15 protein-coding genes and 1 pseudogene are annotated in these 17,762 nt (G+C 50.9%); 9 read left to right on the top strand and 7 right to left on the bottom strand.

Going from position 1 to position 17,762, the window contains the following annotated elements; translation table 11 throughout:
• Positions 1 to 6 precede the first annotated feature (6 nt).
• Positions 7 to 390: pseudogene (locus tag FEK30_RS17220) on the bottom strand (ATP-binding protein); the annotation flags it as partial.
• A 49-nt stretch (positions 391 to 439) separates the two neighbouring features.
• Between FEK30_RS17220 and FEK30_RS08635 the strand changes: the two are divergent.
• Positions 440 to 1,570 (top strand): PP2C family protein-serine/threonine phosphatase, encoded by a 1,131-nt coding sequence (locus FEK30_RS08635; protein ID WP_012306534.1) that lies wholly within the window; start codon positions 440 to 442, stop codon positions 1,568 to 1,570.
• On the opposite strand, the gene larB is transcribed toward FEK30_RS08635, so the two are convergent.
• Both larB and FEK30_RS08625 read right to left on the bottom strand, forming a co-directional pair.
• Positions 1,567 to 2,337 (bottom strand): nickel pincer cofactor biosynthesis protein LarB, encoded by a 771-nt coding sequence (gene larB / locus FEK30_RS08630; RefSeq protein WP_138072920.1) that lies wholly within the window; start codon positions 2,335 to 2,337, stop codon positions 1,567 to 1,569. The genes FEK30_RS08635 and larB overlap by 4 nt on opposite strands.
• Before the next feature lie 33 nt (positions 2,338 to 2,370).
• On the bottom strand, positions 2,371 to 2,808 hold the full coding sequence (locus FEK30_RS08625) for a DUF2996 domain-containing protein (RefSeq protein WP_030007824.1): 438 nt from the start codon (positions 2,806 to 2,808) through the stop codon (positions 2,371 to 2,373).
• A 143-nt stretch (positions 2,809 to 2,951) separates the two neighbouring features.
• Here FEK30_RS08625 and trmB point away from each other — a divergent pair, with 143 nt between their 5' ends.
• Both trmB and ftsH4 read left to right on the top strand, forming a co-directional pair.
• Entirely contained in the window at positions 2,952 to 3,602 is a 651-nt protein-coding gene (trmB, locus tag FEK30_RS08620; protein WP_138073776.1) for a tRNA (guanosine(46)-N7)-methyltransferase TrmB, read from the top strand.
• A gap of 175 nt (positions 3,603 to 3,777) precedes the next feature.
• Complete coding sequence (ftsH4, locus tag FEK30_RS08615) at positions 3,778 to 5,655, top strand: ATP-dependent zinc metalloprotease FtsH4 (protein ID WP_065710337.1); 1,878 nt, start codon at positions 3,778 to 3,780, stop codon at positions 5,653 to 5,655.
• An 86-nt stretch (positions 5,656 to 5,741) separates the two neighbouring features.
• On the opposite strand, the gene FEK30_RS08610 is transcribed toward ftsH4, so the two are convergent.
• A complete protein-coding gene (locus FEK30_RS08610) occupies positions 5,742 to 6,449 on the bottom strand; it encodes a hypothetical protein (RefSeq protein ID WP_138072918.1) in 708 nt (235 codons plus the stop codon).
• Between the two features lie 365 nt (positions 6,450 to 6,814).
• Between FEK30_RS08610 and FEK30_RS08605 the strand changes: the two genes are divergently transcribed.
• The 4 genes from FEK30_RS08605 (at position 6,815) to rsmA (ending at position 11,608) form a co-directional block, all read left to right on the top strand.
• Positions 6,815 to 9,097: a hybrid sensor histidine kinase/response regulator gene (locus FEK30_RS08605; protein WP_099238081.1), complete on the top strand. Its 2,283-nt coding sequence runs from the start codon at positions 6,815 to 6,817 to the stop codon at positions 9,095 to 9,097.
• Positions 9,098 to 9,169: 72 nt separating this feature from the next.
• Positions 9,170 to 10,117, top strand: coding sequence for a prolyl aminopeptidase (gene pip, locus FEK30_RS08600; protein WP_138072916.1), 948 nt, complete (start codon positions 9,170 to 9,172; stop codon positions 10,115 to 10,117).
• Positions 10,118 to 10,139: 22 nt separating this feature from the next.
• Positions 10,140 to 10,730, top strand: a complete 591-nt coding sequence (gene cbiT, locus FEK30_RS08595) for a precorrin-6Y C5,15-methyltransferase subunit CbiT (protein ID WP_012306526.1) — start codon at positions 10,140 to 10,142, stop codon at positions 10,728 to 10,730.
• Between the two features lie 56 nt (positions 10,731 to 10,786).
• Positions 10,787 to 11,608 (top strand): 16S rRNA (adenine(1518)-N(6)/adenine(1519)-N(6))-dimethyltransferase RsmA, encoded by an 822-nt coding sequence (gene rsmA / locus FEK30_RS08590; RefSeq protein WP_083500743.1) that lies wholly within the window; start codon positions 10,787 to 10,789, stop codon positions 11,606 to 11,608.
• Here rsmA and FEK30_RS08585 read toward each other — a convergent pair.
• From FEK30_RS08585 to FEK30_RS08575, 3 genes are all read right to left on the bottom strand, one after another.
• The gene (locus FEK30_RS08585; protein ID WP_138072914.1) at positions 11,593 to 11,883 is read right to left on the bottom strand and encodes a cupin domain-containing protein; all 291 of its coding nucleotides are present in this window, start codon (positions 11,881 to 11,883) and stop codon (positions 11,593 to 11,595) included. The two genes, rsmA and FEK30_RS08585, sit on opposite strands and share 16 nt — an antisense overlap.
• A gap of 62 nt (positions 11,884 to 11,945) precedes the next feature.
• A complete protein-coding gene (locus FEK30_RS08580) occupies positions 11,946 to 12,677 on the bottom strand; it encodes an SPOR domain-containing protein (RefSeq protein ID WP_138072911.1) in 732 nt (243 codons plus the stop codon).
• 131 nt (positions 12,678 to 12,808) lie between these two features.
• Positions 12,809 to 14,377 carry a photosystem II high light acclimation radical SAM protein gene (locus tag FEK30_RS08575; protein ID WP_138072909.1) on the bottom strand — a complete coding sequence of 523 codons (1,569 nt, stop codon included), beginning with the start codon at positions 14,375 to 14,377 and terminating at the stop codon, positions 12,809 to 12,811.
• A 519-nt stretch (positions 14,378 to 14,896) separates the two neighbouring features.
• On the opposite strand from FEK30_RS08575, the gene FEK30_RS08570 reads away from it, so the two are divergent.
• Positions 14,897 to 16,732, top strand: coding sequence for a PhoX family protein (locus tag FEK30_RS08570; RefSeq protein ID WP_138072907.1), 1,836 nt, complete (start codon positions 14,897 to 14,899; stop codon positions 16,730 to 16,732).
• Positions 16,733 to 16,865: 133 nt separating this feature from the next.
• Entirely contained in the window at positions 16,866 to 17,492 is a 627-nt protein-coding gene (locus FEK30_RS08565; protein WP_138072905.1) for a hypothetical protein, read from the top strand.
• Positions 17,493 to 17,762 lie beyond the last annotated feature (270 nt).

Below are 17,762 nucleotides of genomic sequence, written 5' to 3'. Positions count from 1 at the left end.
GGGATCACGGCGATAGGTGAGGTGATTGGCCACTTTTTGCAAAATCATCATGCCACGCCCCCCCGCATCTTCTAGGGTGGTTTGTTGGTGTTGTTGGGTTGCGTAATATTGCTCTAGGTCAAAGACAGTGGGGCTATGATCCCAAATGCGAATTTCGAGGCTGTGGTGACTGAGGCAGAGTTCAACGGTGATCTGGTACTGCTTGAGATCTTCGCCGTGGGCATGGCGAACGGCATTGGTAAATCCCTCAGCGATCACGATTTTGCACTGGAGCCAATCTTGGCTGGCCAGGTGATGACGCAGTTGAAAAGCCTCACAGTGCTGGAGGACTTGGTCTAACTGAGCCGTATCACTGGGAATTTGGAATTGAAATTGGTCTAAGATAGCCAAAGTACAGCCATAAAAAGGGATAGTCTCCCTTGGTAGTTTAGCTTAAGTAATGCCTCAGATTCTTGTCATTGATGATGACCTTGCCATGCGGGTTCTCTTGGAACGGACCCTCAAACGTAAGGGTTATCAAGTCACCACTGCGAGTGATGGCAAAACGGGATTGGACTTGGCGATCGCCACCCGGCCCGATCTCATCATTTCCGATTGGATGATGCCGGAAATGAATGGCATTGAAGTCTGTCAAGCAGTGAAACAACACCCCGATCTCTCGACTACCTTTTTTATTTTGTTGAGTGCCCTAGATGCCGTCGAAGATAAGGTGATGGGTTTAGATGCGGGAGCCGATGATTTTCTCTGTAAACCCATTAGCAGCCACGAACTAGAAGCCAGGGTTAGATCTGGCCTGCGAATCTGTCGTCTCACCCAGGATCTGACTGCCCAGAAACGCGCTTTAGAGTCGGAACTGACCGAGGCGGCCCAATACGTTAAATCCCTTTTACCAGACCCCCTCTATCAAGATCACTTACAGATCGATAGCTGCTTTATTCCGTCTTCCCAATTGGGGGGCGATGGCTTTGATTATTTTTGGCTCAGTCCCCAGGAACTGGTGTTTTATCTTTTGGATGTGTCGGGCCATGGCCTCAAAGCCGCACTTCCTTCCATTAGTATTTTGAACCTCCTGCGATCGCGCAACAAAACTAAAGGTCTTGACTACCGCAGCCCCCAGGCTGTTCTGAATCACCTCAACCGCACTTGCCAATTTCTCGAACAGCAAGGGCAATACTTCACCATGTGGTATGGGATTTATGACGTGGATGACCGGATTGTTACCTATGCCTGTGCGGGCCATCCCCCGGCGGTTCTGGTGAAGCCCAATACTGGTGAACCGCCGCAATTATTAAAGGCCCAGGGGTTCCCGATTGGGATGTTGCCACCCGACCTCAGCATCTACGAAGAACATAGCCTTTATCTGCCGTTTAATTCCCGCTTGTATTTGTTTAGTGATGGGGTCTATGAAAATACGGCGGCCCTAAACCACAAACAGCAATGGAATCTGTTTTTGAACTTTCTACAGCGGTTCCAAGGCACTTCTCTCCAGCCTCTGGTCAAAAGCATTGGCGATCGCCTGCACCAAAATCACCTCGAAGACGATTTTTCACTGTTGCGTTTGACCCTCTAGCGTAACCTTGCCGCCGTCCGCAAAATTTGTCCCGCCAAGATCGCCGCCCCAAAGCCATTATCAATATTCATCACACCAATGCCCGCCGCACAGGAATTAAGCATGGTCAGGAGAGCGGAAACGCCGCCAAAACTCACTCCATAGCCAACACTGGTGGGCACCGCAATCACAGGGCAATCGGCCAGACCTGCCACCACGCTAGGCAAAGCGCCCTCCATGCCCGCCACCGTAATCAGAACGTCCGCTTGTTCGATCACATGGCGATGACTTAAAAGACGATGAATTCCGGCCACCCCCACATCCCAAAGGCGATTTACCACAAAACCCGATAACTCTGCAGTGACAGCCGCTTCTTCGGCTACGGGGAGATCGGCAGTGCCAGCGGTCAAGATCGAAATCGTCCCCCGATGGCGTACCTGGGGCGGTGCCTGGATGAGGGCACAAATGCGGGCTTCGGGGAAATAGGTGAGGTTATGTACCTTGGGCTGCAGTTGGTGGTAGGTCTCCACATCAATGCGGGTAGCCATGACAACCGGGTGGCGATCGCCCATCGTTTGCATAATTTGGGCAATATGATCCGGCGTTTTCCCTGGCCCCCAGATCACTTCCGGAAAGCCCGTGCGCAGTTGGCGGTGGTGGTCAATTTTGGCAAAGTCACCCACAGCTTCAAAGGTCAAATGCTTCAGCTCTGTCAGCGCATTTTGGGGACTAACTACCCCCTGGGCCACCGCTTCGAGTAACTGTTTGAGGGCCTCAGGATCGCTCATGGATAACCTTGTCGGTACAGATTGCGCCGCGCCTTAATTGAGAACTAACCATTTTTGGCCATTGAGCCGCTGGAGCACATAGCCGACCATCAAGGGAAGATTCACCCGACGTTCATCGATCATGAAAGACTCTAGGGTGCTGTGGGGGGAGCCATCCGTCGCAAAAGACCAAGCCTTCTGGCCTTTGATGTCTGCATCAATGAAATAAAGGATAAATTGCCGTTTGTTATTGAGCCAACTGCCTTGAACCTGCCAGCAGACTTGGGATTCTAAACCTTTAATGGGAATATTCGTTTCGATAAATTTGAGACCCATGTCCCCAATGCCATTTTCCTTGAGGGCAGTTTGTAGATCCGGGAGGAAGTGATTCTCAATAAACTCCGCAAAGGGTTTGTCTTCTACTGCGGGGGGCTTTTCCTTTTTTTTCGCGGCGGGGGCTGCTTTGGATTTGGGATCGGTGGTTTCTGCCATAGTCTGCCGAAAAGTTTAGGGGGTTCACGAAGGGCAAAGGGTTTTTGCTCTTTTTCATTTAAGCATATCCAAGTTTAGCGTGGGGGACGTGGCACAATGGGATGGCAAATTTTTTCGTTGGACATTTTTTAAGGAGTGAGTTCGTGGGGCGATCGCGCGTTCGACAGCATGTCAATCCCTTAACCGATAAGTATCAACAGGTGTTTCAGATGCCAGATTGGTCAGATCTTTTTGCTGATCTAACGGCTCCTTTACACCTCGATATTGGCTGTGCGCGGGGGCGGTTTATTTTAGAGATGGCCCAACAGTTTCCAGAGCGTAATTTTGTTGGGGTAGAAATTCGTGAACCCCTCGTAGACGATGCCAACGAAATCCGAGATCAACTGGGGCTAAAAAATCTTCACTACGTTTTTGCGAATATTAATACTTCTCTCCAGGTGCTGTTGGACTCCTTGCCGACGGAAACTTTGACTTGGATCACGATTCAATTTCCTGATCCTTGGTTTAAGAAAAAGCACCACAAACGCCGGGTTGTGCAACCAGATTTAGTTGACATTCTGGCGAAACATACACCCCAAAAGCTGGTTTTGTTTTGTCAATCGGATGTTGAAGAAGTTGCTTTAGAAATGAGAGAAAAATTTCTGGAGCATGAAAAATTTGTCCTCGCCCACAATTCGTTTTGGCTAAAGGAAAATATTTTTCCAGTGCCGACGGAGCGGGAAGTCGCCACGGCCAACAAAGGCGAACCGGTCTACCGTTTTCTTTTGCATAAAAAAGAAGAAAGTAGCGCGTAACAGATGCCTTGGCGATCGCCCCTAGAGCGCCTAAATACCTTAGCCAAGCCCTAGCCCACTAACACAAATGATCCCGTCTGAAGCCGAACCGTTGATTTCGGTTAACCGCGTTGTCTCAAAAATGTGACGATCTTTACAATGGGGAAATACAAAGCTTTCTGCGGACAACATTGCTATGAGCATCAAAGATAAACCCCCCTCTCGGACGAGGCAAATTGGCTCCATTTTGTTGTGGCTGACGGGACTTTTTTTCCTGGTGAATGCCTTTTTCCCCAATTTGTTTGGTAATCCGACCCCCCAGGTGCCCTACAGTCTCTTCATCAATCAGGTAGAAGATGGTCAGGTGGCCCGTGCTTCCGTTGGCGATCGCGAAATCCGTTACCAACTCAAAGCCGAAGGCGAAGAACAACAGGGCACAATCCTCCGCACCACCCCTATTTTTGACCTAGATTTGCCCAAGCGTCTCGAAGCCAGTGGCGTTGAATTTGCCGCACCTCCCCCAAAAAATAATTTCTTTGGCAATATCTTGGGTTGGGTGATCCCGCCGATTATTTTTGTCCTAATCTGGCAATTTTTCATTGGGCGCAGTGCTGGCGGTGCCGGTGGAGCCGGTGGAGCGCTCTCCTTTACCCGCAGCAAAGCAAAAGTCTACGTTGAGGAAGAAGCGACAAAAATCACCTTTGATGACGTAGCTGGTGTCGAGGAAGCCAAAACCGAACTCACGGAAATTGTTGAATTTCTCAAAACCCCCCAACGCTACACGGCGATCGGTGCCAAAATTCCCAAAGGGGTATTACTGGTTGGCCCTCCGGGAACCGGAAAAACCCTCATGGCGAAGGCCGTTGCTGGCGAAGCTGGCGTGCCTTTCTTTAGTATTTCTGGTTCGGAATTTGTTGAACTCTTTGTCGGTGCCGGTGCCGCCCGGGTACGGGATCTCTTTGAACAAGCGAAGAAAAAAGCCCCTTGTATTATCTTTATCGATGAATTAGATGCCATCGGCAAATCCCGGGCCAGTGGCGGCATGATGGGGGGCAATGACGAACGGGAGCAAACCCTCAACCAGCTTTTAACTGAAATGGACGGTTTTTCGGCGGGCGATGCCACCGTGATTGTCCTAGCTGCAACGAATCGCCCCGAAACCCTTGATCCTGCCCTGCTCCGCCCAGGACGGTTTGACCGTCAAGTCTTAGTGGATCGCCCGGATCTCGGCGGACGTCTGAAGATCCTCGAAATCTACGCCAACAAAGTCCAACTCGATAACGAAGTCAATTTAAAAGAAATTGCGACTCGCACCCCTGGATTTGCGGGGGCTGACTTGGCAAACCTTGTTAACGAAGCAGCTTTGCTAGCGGCTCGTAATAAGCGCGATAAGGTGACCCAAGCGGATTTTTCAGAAGCAATTGAGCGGGTTGTCGCTGGCCTGGAGAAAAAAAGCCGGGTTTTGTCGGACAAAGAAAAGAAAATTGTCGCCTATCATGAAGTGGGTCATGCCCTTGTTGGTGCCTTGTTGCCTGGAGGAGGCCGAGTTGCGAAGATTTCCATTGTGCCACGTGGAATGGCAGCCTTGGGTTATACCCTACAAATGCCTACGGAAGACCGATTTTTAATGGATGAGCGGGAAATGCGCGACCAGATTGCCACCCTACTCGGAGGCCGTTCCGCAGAAGAAATTGTCTTTGGTTCGATCACCACAGGTGCCGCCAACGATCTGCAACGGGCCACGGATCTCGCCGAACGGATGGTCACCACCTACGGCATGAGCAAAGTCCTCGGCCCCCTCGCCTATGAACGGGGTTCCCAAAATAATTTCCTCGGTGAAAGTATGATGAATCCTCGGCGCATGGTCAGCGATGAGACAGCCCAGGCCATTGATGCAGAGGTGAAAGAAATTGTCGAGACTGCCCATGATCAGGCGATCGCCATTTTGCGGGCCAACCGAGATTTACTCGAAACCATCTCCCAAAAAATCCTCGATACAGAGGTCATTGAAGGCGATGAACTCCAGGAACTTTTGAACCAAGCCGTTAAGCCAGAAGTTTCAGCTTCAGCCTAGGCCCCAAACCTTGAATGTTGCCTGATTAGTAACTTAGAAATAAAAAATAGTTTCCTATGGCTTTTCCAAGGGTCATGGGAACTTTTTTATGGTGCTGTGGTTGCTGGGGGGCTCACATTTTCCACGTCTGGTAGGGTAGGAATGCTAGGTAAAGCAGGAATCCCCGCATCGGGAACTAACCCTTCGCTTGGGGTTGGGGTCGTATCTAAGCTTGGGGGTGGCGTGATTGTCTCTGGGGTTGGCGATGCTGGCGATGTTGCAGCTTCGTTACTCGCTACGGGCTGACTGAGGTTCAGGAGGACATCTACTTCGGGATAATAACTGGCCCACTGTTTGATATTGGGGTTCCGTTGCCAATCCTGTTGGGAAATACGCAGATTAAATAGAGGGGCTACCGCCACATCATTTTGACCAAGTACCAAAAGATCCAAAGTGCTGGGGGTGGGACTTTGCCTAAATAACAAAGGAATTAGCAATTCGGTGCGGTCTTCGGCCTGGCGCATAAACCAGGAATAGCGGCTGGGGGGTTGACCGGAACTTAAGGGTTCTAGGCCATTAATTTCAATGGCATCAAAACGGAGCATACAAGACATTTCTGGGGTGATCGCTGGGTCTTGGGGAGGCTCGGCATAATCACAGGTCAGTTGGGGCGGTGCTTGGGCGATCGCCTGGGGGAGCGTCAAGCTTAATAGTCCAACTAAGCCCACCAGACCCAAACAAGATCTAGAGGCGAAACCCAGGGCCAATGGGGAAATCCCTAGGACAGAGATGCGGTTTTGAAAACTATAGAACATCGGCGAAACCTACAATAGGAGCGCGAAAGGAAGGCAAAAGCCTTGTATGATATCATCCTACCGAAAAAATACCTGTCGCCAAGTCAGGCTTGATCATCCTCTGCCCTTGACACGTTTCGTTTCAAGGGAACCTCGATTAATTGCTTTTTTGACGATTTTTTGAGCCTGAAACAACGAGGATACGTTGCCGATCTGGCGAAATTTTGAATTTTTCGAGGTTCCCTCAAGACAAGAAGATTCTTTCGGCAACCCCTCAGCTTGCCATAAACTTTCTTTAGAAAAGCTTAGATCTAAAGCTCCCGCCAAAAATTAGGGCCATGCTAGACAGCAACGAGGTCTGTCTGATTGGTCTCTTGACGTAATTCATGATTCTTAACGCCATTACCCCCGATATTGCTTGGACTGCCCCCTGGAATGTGCTGCAACAGCTGTGTCATCTTTGGCGGCGGTTTGGCATTGGCATCGACCCCCAGGATCGCCTATACATCAGTGGTGCCCAGTTACAAGAGGCAGGGTTGGCCCTCGACTACGACGTTTTTCACCTCCTCATCGAAACGGATTTTACGGCTCTGCTGTGGGCGAAGGCTATTGATCCCGCCGCAGTTACTCCGGATACGCCGTCAGCCCCAGGGGAACAGTATGAAATTTCTATGGCGTTTGATCCCCAGGCGATCGCCCCCCTGATTGCGACTCTCCTCGGTAGTCATGTGGACTTTCCCCAATTGAAGGCCCTGCGAAAAAAGATTTTGCCCCAACGCTCTGCGATTCCGCCGGATCTGATGGTGGGCCTCTTGGAGATTGTGCGATCGCCGTCTATTCAAGAAACTGCACCTGACGAGGCGGTGGTGCCAAACCAACCCCTGAATATGTTGCTGAGCCAGCGCCTAGAACAGGAAAAAATCCTCAATAATGTCACCCATCGCATCTACCAAAACCAAGATTTGATGGTGACGGTACGCATGGCCCTCGAACAAGCCCAGCGCCTCTTGCGGGTTGATCGGCTGCTAGTTTATCAGCTCGATTTACCGACGGCGAATCCAGAGAAATTCGTCAATCGGGTCACCTTTGAAGTGGTGTCCTCAGACAAAGTCACTTCCCTCCTGCATTTTGACCAAGATGAATGCTTGACGAATAATCAACTGATCAAAGATGCCTATCTGAATGGGAAGCACTTGGCGGTAAATGATATTGAGACCCAACCGAACCTCAGTCCCTGTTTTAAACAACAACTCCAAGGGATGCAGGTCAAGGCAAAGTTGGTAGTGCCCCTCATCGTCGAGCAGCGCCTCTGGGGTTTACTCATCGCCCACCAATGCCATGGCCCCCGCCGTTGGCGCAAAAATGAAATTACCTTTCTGACCCACGTGGCGGAATATTTGGCGATCGCCATCCTCCAAGCCCGTTCTTACCAGCAATTGCAAGAACAAAAAACCAGCCTTGAAACCCTCGCCCAACGCCGCGCCCGGGAACTAGAAGATGCCCTCCTTTCTGCCCAAGTGGCCAGCCAATCGAAAAAAGAATTTATCCACATCATGAGCCACGAGCTTTTGACCCCGCTCACGTCGATCATTGGCCTCTCGAATACCCTCAGCTATTGGACAGCCGACGACAATCCGAAAAAGCTCTCCCCCGAAAAACAGCGCGTCTATCTCCAAACCATCCATGAAAGCGGCACTCGCCTGCGCAATTTGCTCCAGGATATTCTTGATTTTTCCCAAACAGAAGCGGCCCGTTCCGTGTTGGATTTACAGAAATTTTCCCTCAAACAATTGTGTTATCGCGTCCTCAATGGGTTCCAAGAATTAGGCGATCGCCAAGGGATCAGCCTTAAATTCATCAATCAACTAGAACCAGAACAAGATTCCTTTTACGCCGACCCGATCCGCCTGGAAAAAATCCTCAGTCACCTCCTGTCCAATGCGATTAAATTTACCTCCCACGGTGGCGAAGTCACCTTCAGCATTTGGCGCGAAAAACAAAAAGATGTCAGCTTCCAGGTCAAAGACACGGGCATTGGCATCCCCCCCCAGCAAATTCCCCTCCTGTTTGAGCAGTTCCAGCAACTCGAACCTTCCATGAGTCGTCGCTACGATGGGGCGGGGTTTGGTTTAGCCCTCGTCAAACAGCTCGTCGAAATTCACCAGGGACAAATTCACGTCACCTCCACCCCAAAAAAAGGCTCCATCTTCACCGTCCGCATCCCCAACCAAGTGCCCCGCAATCTTCACCCCGTGGGTAAGGGGAGTGTGGGCGGTAACCAGGGCGGCACCATTGTGCTGGTTTCCCAGGATGAAGAAATGGCGACCTTGATTTGTGAGTTGTTAACGGCGACGAACTACCAAGTGATTTGGCTGATCGATAGCGAAATTGCTAGCCGTCAGATTAGTGCTCTCCAGCCGATTTTAGTGATTCTCGATGCCCACCAACATAAAATTCAAATTGAAGACATTATCGATAGCCTCAAAATGGCTCCCCAAACCCAACAAATTCCCACGCTTTTGACGGGCGATCGCCTCAGCGATGACCAGTGGCAAAAACTCCAAAAACATGGTTTCCAAGATTACCTACCCAAGCCGATCCACAGTGAAAAACTAATTGATATGGTGAACCATTACGTCACCCGTCACTATCTCGCCAGCACCCTCTAGGACAGCCAACCCATTGGCGATCGCCCGCTGTTTCTGGCACGATTCAACTACGCCCACCCCTTCACCTCGGCCATGCGCAACCTCTATCCCCCTCTCCAGCCCTACCACAGCGACAAACTCCCTGTTTCTGAGCTCCACACCCTCTATTACGAAGAATCCGGCAATCCAGATGGTAAACCCGTCGTCTTCATCCACGGTGGCCCAGGAGGCGGCTGTCCCCCGATCTATCGTCAATTTTTTGATCCGCAACAATGGCGCATTATTCTGTTTGACCAGCGGGGCGCAGGCCAGAGTACCCCCAGGGCAGAATTACGGGAAAATACCACCTGGGATCTCGTTGCAGATATCGAAAAAATCCGTGACCATCTTGCCATTGACCAATGGTTTATCTTTGGCGGCAGTTGGGGCAGTACCCTCGCCCTCACCTATAGCCAAACCCACCCAGACCGTTGCCTTGGTCTGATCCTGCGGGGAATTTTTATGCTCCGTCAAAAGGAAATTCAGTGGTTCTATCAGTACGGGGCCAGCGAAATTTTCCCCGATGCCTGGGAAAGTTACCTCAAACCGATTCCCCCCGAAGAACGTCACGATCTCGTCAGTGCCTATTACAAACGTTTAACCAGTCCCGATCCCCACATTCGCCTAGAAGCAGCCCAGGCCTGGTCTGTGTGGGAAGGTAGCACCAGTCGGTTAATTCCTTCGGCGGCCAGTAAAGTGAGTTTTGCACGCCCAGAATTTGCCGAAGCCTTTGCCCGGATTGAATGCCATTACTTCGTGAATAAAGGTTTTTTTGCCACGGAAAATCAACTCCTCGAAAACATTGATCGCATCCGTCATTTACCGGCAGTCATTGTCCAGGGTCGCTATGATGTGGTTTGTCCGATGACCAGTGCCTGGGAACTCCATCAAGCCTGGCCGGAGGCAAAGTTTGTCCTTGTCCCGGAGGCAGGTCACTCGGCCTTTGAACCGGGCATTCAAACGGAATTATTGAACGCAACGGATGCGTTTGCAACCCTGTAGTTTTTATTTTTTAGCAGCACTTATGGCTTGGCATTACCAGACCCCTGGCATTCCGGATCACCTATTTAAACGTTTACCGGGCATTCCCCTGACGAAACGAGAAGCGCGGCTTTTGATTATCTCGGCCCTACGGATGGAGGCGGATTCTGTACTCTGGGATATTGGGGCCGGGACGGGGACAATTTCCGTTGAGATCGCCCTTTTATGCCCCCAAGCCCAGGTGATCGCCGTTGAACGGGATGAGGAGGTCGCGGATTTAGTGCGTCGCAATTGTGCACATTTTCAAACCGACAATATTACGGTGATTGAGGGGAATGCACCGGAATGTTTTGCCCAGATTGCCACGAAGCCGGATCGGATTTGTCTTGGGGGTGGCAAACCGATCAAAGTTCTGTTGAGTGAGGCTTGGCAATGCTTACGGCAAGGGGGCCGAGCGGTGGCGATGGCGACTAACTTGGAGCAGCTTTATCAGCTTTCGGAGGGTTTTTCAGAACTGCAGGCCCGGAATGTGGAAGTGGTTCAGGCGGCAATTAACCGTTTAGAAACCCAGGGAATGCGCCAGGTGTTTGCGGCGGTAGACCCGATGTTTATCTTGAGTGGGGAAAAAATCTAGGGGTAGAAAATGCTTGTAAAATAAACCCCTGCCCCTGGATGGAGAGAGACAAAACGATGCGCCCCCGAAAACGGTTTGGTCAACATTGGCTGACGGATCAACGGATTTTAGATGAGATTGTTGCGGCGGCAAACCTGCAACCGACAGACCGGGTCTTGGAAATTGGCCCAGGGAAAGGGGCGTTAACCAGCCGTTTATTGCCTCAAGTAGAAGCCTTGCTCTCGGTAGAAATTGACCGGGATCTATGCAAGTACATGGTCAAGAATTATGGCGATCGCCCGAACTTTTTACTCCTCGAAGCGGACTATCTCCAGGCAGATATTAATGAATTTTTAGGGGATTTTCCCCAATTTCAGAACCCCCGCAAGGTGGTGGCAAATATTCCCTACAACATCACCGGGCCGATTTTAGAGAAGCTCCTGGGCACCATTGACCGACCGAACTCGAATCCCTTTGAGTCGATTGTGCTGCTGATTCAAAAGGAAGTAGGCGATCGCCTGGTGGCTCATCCTTGTACTAAAGCCTTTGGGGCCTTGACTCTGCGGGTGCAATATCTCGCCGATTGTGAAACGGTTTGTGTCGTCCCGCCGAAGGCCTTTTACCCGAAACCAAAGGTCGAATCCGTGGTGGTGCGCCTACGGCCCCGGCCCCTCGCCCAGCCAGCCCAGAACCCCAAACTACTCGCAACCCTGATTAAGGTGGGCTTTGCCAGCAAACGCAAGATGCTGCGTAATAACCTCAAAAGCCTTTATAACCCGGAAATTCTTGACCCGATTTTTGCGGATCTCGACATTAGTCCCCAGGCGAGGGGGGAAGAAGTGGATCTCTTACAATGGATTGCCCTGAGCGATCGCCTCAATGATTACCCAAAGGAATAGTGCTTTTTCACAGATTGGGTAATCTCCCAGGTACAGGTCAGGCCCGCCGCAAAGGTCACTAAATCTCCTTTACCCATGGTGACCGGGGTGCCTCCCTCTGGGGTTACAGTTACTTCCCCCTCAAGGAAATAGCAGGTTTCCGCTTCGTCGTAAGACCAGGGAAAGGTGGAGGCTTCCTTCGTCCAAATGCTCCAAGTTTTAACCCCCAGTGCTGCTAATCGTTCCGGGCTGGGTTGACGTTCAATCTGAATGGCTTGCTGGTTTGTTGTGACCATGGTTTTTCTGAAAAAAACGACAAATCAAGTGCGTTTCGATTGTAAGGGAAAGCCAATGAAAGCTAGTTGCGGAAATACAGGCGACCATCAAGATCCATCAGTCGGACTCGCACATTCATTAACTCCGCCTCTTCCCGTTGGGCAAAGGGGCCGATGGCGATGTGAGGCCCCCGGGGAGCACTTTTCGCTTCAATCAAATCCTGTTGAATGCCCATGCGCCGCAGTTGGTCTTGAATATCTTGGCCTTGGCCACGGCTGGGAATCGCCACAAAGTAACCACCATGGCTACTGGCTGCTGTGGTGCTATTGGCAGCGAATGAATCCCCGGAACCCATGTCTGTAATTTGGGCAGCAATGCCACTGGCTTGGAGGTTGGCTCGGAGGGTTTCTGCATTTTCGCGCTCAGAAAACAAACCAGCCTGGATGCGATCGCCTTTCACAAAAGCAGTTGGTTCCACCTGGCGCACCGTTGCCAACATCAAGGGACTAGACCCGACTACTTCAACCCGGTAGCGGGCGCTTGACCGCGGCGCTGGGGGGACAAATGCCGGGGGGGACATAGTGGGAGCCGGGGCCTCAAAAATGTATTCTTGGCCAGGGGCTACCGTCGTTTCAAAGCCATCGTAGAAGACGGGCTCGGAGGCGGGAGCTTCTTCCCAGAGGGGGATCACTGGGGGGACAGGGGGTAATGGCTCAAAGGTGAAAACTTCTTGGGCGATCGCCCCAGGGGAAAGTAGCACAAATCCCCCAAGAACAGCCAATAGGGGACACAGATTAGGGCAAGACTTCAACACCGATTTTTTCCTCCGTAAACAGACGGGGTAAATAGGCTTTTTTGACAATCTTATTAAAGATTTGGCCAAACGCAAATGCCCACCCCCCAGTCCTAAAAATTCTGAACCCATGACCCACTGAGATTAAACATTTAAGCAGGGATCAGAGTTGGCTTTTGGGACACAATTTTTGCCGTTAGGGCTTCTTCCAGAGGCGATCGCCCTAAACGAGCCTCTAGAATTGCCATCACTTCCCGACCAAAATCATTGGGGTTTTGCCGCCACGCCTGGAGACACACTTCCCCAAAGAAAGAACCGAGGGGTTCCGGGTTCCACAGGAGTTTTTTCGCCGTCCAGGGCATCAAACTCATGGGGTTATAGTCCGGCTTTAGCACTTCTTGATCAAAGGCATATTGTTCAAGATGGGTGTGGGGCTGAAGGCCAATGAAGAAAATGGCGGGTTCTACCTTATCGACCCCGAAGATTTTTTCGAGTTCCCGGTGGTAGGCGATGGTTTGGCGGATCGTATCAAAGGTCTCATCAATGACGTTAAAGGAATAATTCACCGAGACCACATCATTAAAGCCCGCCGCTTTGAGATCCCGGCAGTTTTGCAATACCCGCCGCAGGTTGTAGCCCATGCGCATTTTCCGCACGAGCTCCTGGGAGCCGCTGGTGATGCCAATCTCGAAATAATTCATCCCCGTTTCTACCATCAGATCGCAGATCTCTGGGGTCAAATTATCGGCGCGGATATAGGAAGCCCAGTGAATATCGTCCATACCCGAATCGCGGATCGCCTGGAGCAACTCCACCACATCATCCATGTACTTTTTCGCCGGGATAAACTGGGCATCGGTAAACCAAAAATTGCGAATGCCTCGATTGTAGAGTTGACGCATTTCCGCCACCACTTCGGTCGCTGGATTGACCCTGACTTGTTTCCCCTCGACGACGGTGTAGACACAATAGCAACAGTTGTGGGGGCAGCCCCGTTTCGTCTGGACACCGATGTAAAAATCATTTTCCTGGAGATAATAATCAAACTCCGGCCAAATTTCAGCAATGTACTGGTAATTGCAAGCGGTTTTTTCGATGGGGGTGGGTTCTTCGTGGATCATGCCGGGGCGTAGCTCTGCCTGGCCCACAACATAGCAACGTTGATCGCTAAAGTCTTGGCCCCGGAGTAGGCGTTCTAGTAGGGTCTCTCCTTCGCCGATGGAGACGATCGCCCCTTTCGGTAATGCGGTTTTTAGTTGTTCATAGAAGACACTGACTGCCCCACCGCCAACGACCATCTGGGCTTCAGGATTATACTGTTGGGCTTTTTGAAGACCGCGCTTAATGAGTCCCAGGTTGCGCCACAGTTCGCCGTAGTAGGCAGCCATTACCTTCAGGCCCCCGAAGGCTCCCCTCAGCTTAATGAAGGGATTTTTTGCGTAGAAAATCTCAAAAGAGTTTTGTAAAGGGTTACCACCCCGACCACCCACAGGGGCATAGATCTGGATATCACGCCAGGAAAAGACCAGCAGCGTCGGCTTAAAAGCGGCGATACAGTCATCGAGGGCTTTTTTGTAATCCAGGGGCGGTACGGCCCCCAGGTCGAAAATCTTTTGTTCGAGGTTTGGGAAGAGCTTATGGACATGATCTGCTAGGTACACCACGCCAATGGGAAAGATGGGGTTGCAAGGGAGGCGGACGTAGAGGAGGCGCTGAGTCATGGTGAAAATGAGCAGGCGTTGTTACATAAGTTAACTCTCATTATAGGGAAAATCCGCAGCGGGGCGATCGCCTTGGGGTAGTGACGGGTGCCTGTTCGCAAAACGAACAGCCCAAAAATATACCGTAATTATCGATTTTAAATTCAATAGATCGGCTTCTTTCTTAAACGGATTGAAAGAAAATTTAAAGTTTTAACTGGTCAATCTTAATTTCTACTTAATTCCCATGGCGATAATTGTAATCGGCATCCTCTATGTCTGCCCATTTAACTGATTAGATGTTTTCTAACCACGGCTAAAGCCTTTGTTTAAAACAATATTTAAAAGGCTCTAACCACTTTCTGTTTAAGGACATTCATTTGGATAAAAGTGTATTTCAGGAATTGATTCGCCATAAAAAAATAATGGCATAATTCTTTATGGTAAACACTCAATATTCAAAACCAAAATCAGGGGCAAATTAAAATATTTCTTCCTTAAAACATCTTTGAGACGCTGTAAACTAAGCACCCTATAATCATGATTCACGACGACGGCAGAAGTAATTATTCAAATAATCGTCCTTTCCAAGATATTTTCAAGGCGCGATTCTCCCGCCGGAGTATGCTCCAAAAAAGCATGATGCTCTCCGCCGCTGGTTTTATCGGGGCGATCGCCGGCAATAGCGTCCTCAAACCCAGCACCGCCGCCACCCAAGTTGCCCAACGGCGCACCAGTCCCCTTTTGGGATTCAATGCTGTAACCTTAGCCCAAGGTAATGGCCCTGTCCCCAGTATCTCCAGTGATTACCAATACCAAGTGTTGATCCCCTGGGGCACCCCCATCCAACCCGGTGGCCCCGAATACAATGGCGACCCCAACACCCGACCCACTGCCGACGAACAGGCCCAACAGATCGGCATCGGCCATGATGGGATGTGGTTTTTCCCCCTCGGCAAAAACAATGACCATGGTTTGTTGGCGATTAACCACGAATTTGGCATCAACGAACATGTCCTGGGTAAAGCAGATCCGGCCAGCCTTGAGGATGTGCGATTGTCTCAACATGCCCATGGTGCCTCTGTCGTCGAAATCAAGAAAAATAATCGCGGCGTTTGGGAAGTGGTGCGCAGTAACTATGCCCGCCGCATCCATGCCAATACCCCCATGGCCTTCAGTGGCCCTGCGGCAAATCACCCCCTCCTAACAACAGCAGCGGGCAATACCCCCAAAGGCACTATCAATAACTGTTCTAACGGTCACACTCCCTGGGGCACCTACCTTACCTGCGAGGAAAATTTCAATACCTACTTCGGGGCAACCGGAGAATGGACGCCCACCGAAGCCCAGACCCGCTACGGACTCGCCAGCAGTTCTCGCTATGGCTGGGCAAATTATGACGAGCGATTCGATTTGTCAAAGGCGGCCTACAAAAATGAAGAAAACCGCTTCGGCTGGGTCGTCGAAATTGACCCGATGGATCCCAACCAGACCCCTGTTAAGCGCACAGCCCTCGGTCGCTTTAAGCATGAGGGAGCGGAAGTCGTCGTCGGTCGGGGTGGCCGTGTGGTCTGCTACATGGGCGACGATGAACGGTTTGACTACATTTACAAGTTTGTTTCAGCGAACAATTGGCAGTCAATGCGGGCGCGGGGGATCAGTCCCTTCGATGAAGGCCAGTTGTACGTCGCAAAGTTCAACGATGATGGCTCTGGAGAGTGGTTACCCCTCAGCATGGATAACCCAGCCTTACAAGGAAAATTCCAAGACCAGGCTGAAATCCTTGTGTATGCTCGCTTAGCGGCAGATGCGGCTGGGGCAACGCCGATGGATCGTCCGGAATGGATCACTGTCGGCACCGAGGAAAACGTTTATTGTGCTCTCACTAACAATAGCCGTCGCACGGAAGCTGATGCGGCGAACCCCCTGGCACCGAATCCCGATGGTCACATTATTCGCTGGCAGGATAGCGATCACCACGTGGGGACAACCTTCACCTGGGATATTTTTGCGATCGCCCAAGATACCCATGGCACCGAAGAATCTTTTGCCTCCCCCGATGGACTATGGGCTGACCCCGATGGCCGCCTCTTTATCCAAACCGACGGTGCCCAGAAGGACGGCTTGAATGACCAACTGCTCGTAGCGGATACCAATACCAAGGAAATTCGGCGTCTCTTTACTGGGGTGACTGATTGCGAAGTAACGGGGATTACGGTGACCCCAGAGCGTCGCACGATGTTTATTAACGTGCAGCACCCAGGCAACGGCAACCCAGCCACCACCAATTTCCCGGCTCCCCAGGGGAGTGGGATGGTGCCCCGGGATAGCACTGTGGTCATCACCCGTAAAGATGGCGGCATCGTTGGCTCATAGCACTTTGATGATTTAGTGAGGATTTGGCGTTACAGTTCGGTCACCCCAACGGTTCAACTCTGGGGTGACTTTTCTCTTTTATCGGCCTAGGAGTTAAGCTAGATTTCGCTCTGTCACCACCCAATTTTTGTCCATGTCCCCAACGACCCACGCCACGGGCCAAGATCCTGAAGTCCAGCTCCAACGGGTTTGTACCCAAGCCTACGGGGAGCCTCTGCAACTACTTTGGTGGGAAATTGCGGATGCCCAGGGGAGCCTCAAGGTCATTTGTCGAGAACAGCGCCGGGGGTATTATGTTGAGGTGTTACTGCACCGTACCGCCGCTGGCTATCAACCGAGTCATGGTTTGGTGGCAGCCTTTGCGACCTTGTTAAAACCTGACCCCAGTCGCTGGGAAAATTTGACCAAACGGGCCACGGCAACGGACTGGCAAGCTCTTGATCGCCTGTGGTTTTATGCTTTGACGATTCCCGATAGTGAGATTCTCTGGGGCGATGAAACGATCATTGGAATTACGGTGGCGGAAAAGGCGATCGCCCGGTTTGGCTATGCCGTGCCCGACCCGTTCTTGCTCCCGGTCTTGATCTTTGAAAATCGAGCTTTGGGGTTAAATCTAATCAGCTATGTTTGCGATCCAGATCATTTTGCGGGCGAGAATCTCCTTTATGATCACCGTACCCACCGGGGGGAAGCTTACCCAAATCTGTTTGAAGCTCAAATCCGCCTAAAACAAAAACTAGATTTGTATTTTCCCGGCTAGACCGCCGCGATCCATGGCTTGTCCTGGGGGCGAATGGCTCAGAATTTATTGGGTGCAAACAACCCTAAATAATCCGTTGAGATCCCAGATAAAACTTAATCTAAAAAACACCATTTCTTTAACTGCAATTAACTTTTTTCCCTTGTTCGCCTAATTACCCAAATACGTGAAAAAAGATAAAGCCAAATCATTGCGCCTCGGCACTGGAACCTCTGGCCTTGATGACTAGGGTTCAGGTTTTAAGTTAGGCTTGAGTTGAGAAATATAGAG

It is taken from the genome of Picosynechococcus sp. PCC 11901, assembly GCF_005577135.1.
Lineage (GTDB): Bacteria > Cyanobacteriota > Cyanobacteriia > Cyanobacteriales > MRBY01 > MRBY01.
This window is presented reverse-complemented; position numbering and strand designations above follow the sequence as displayed.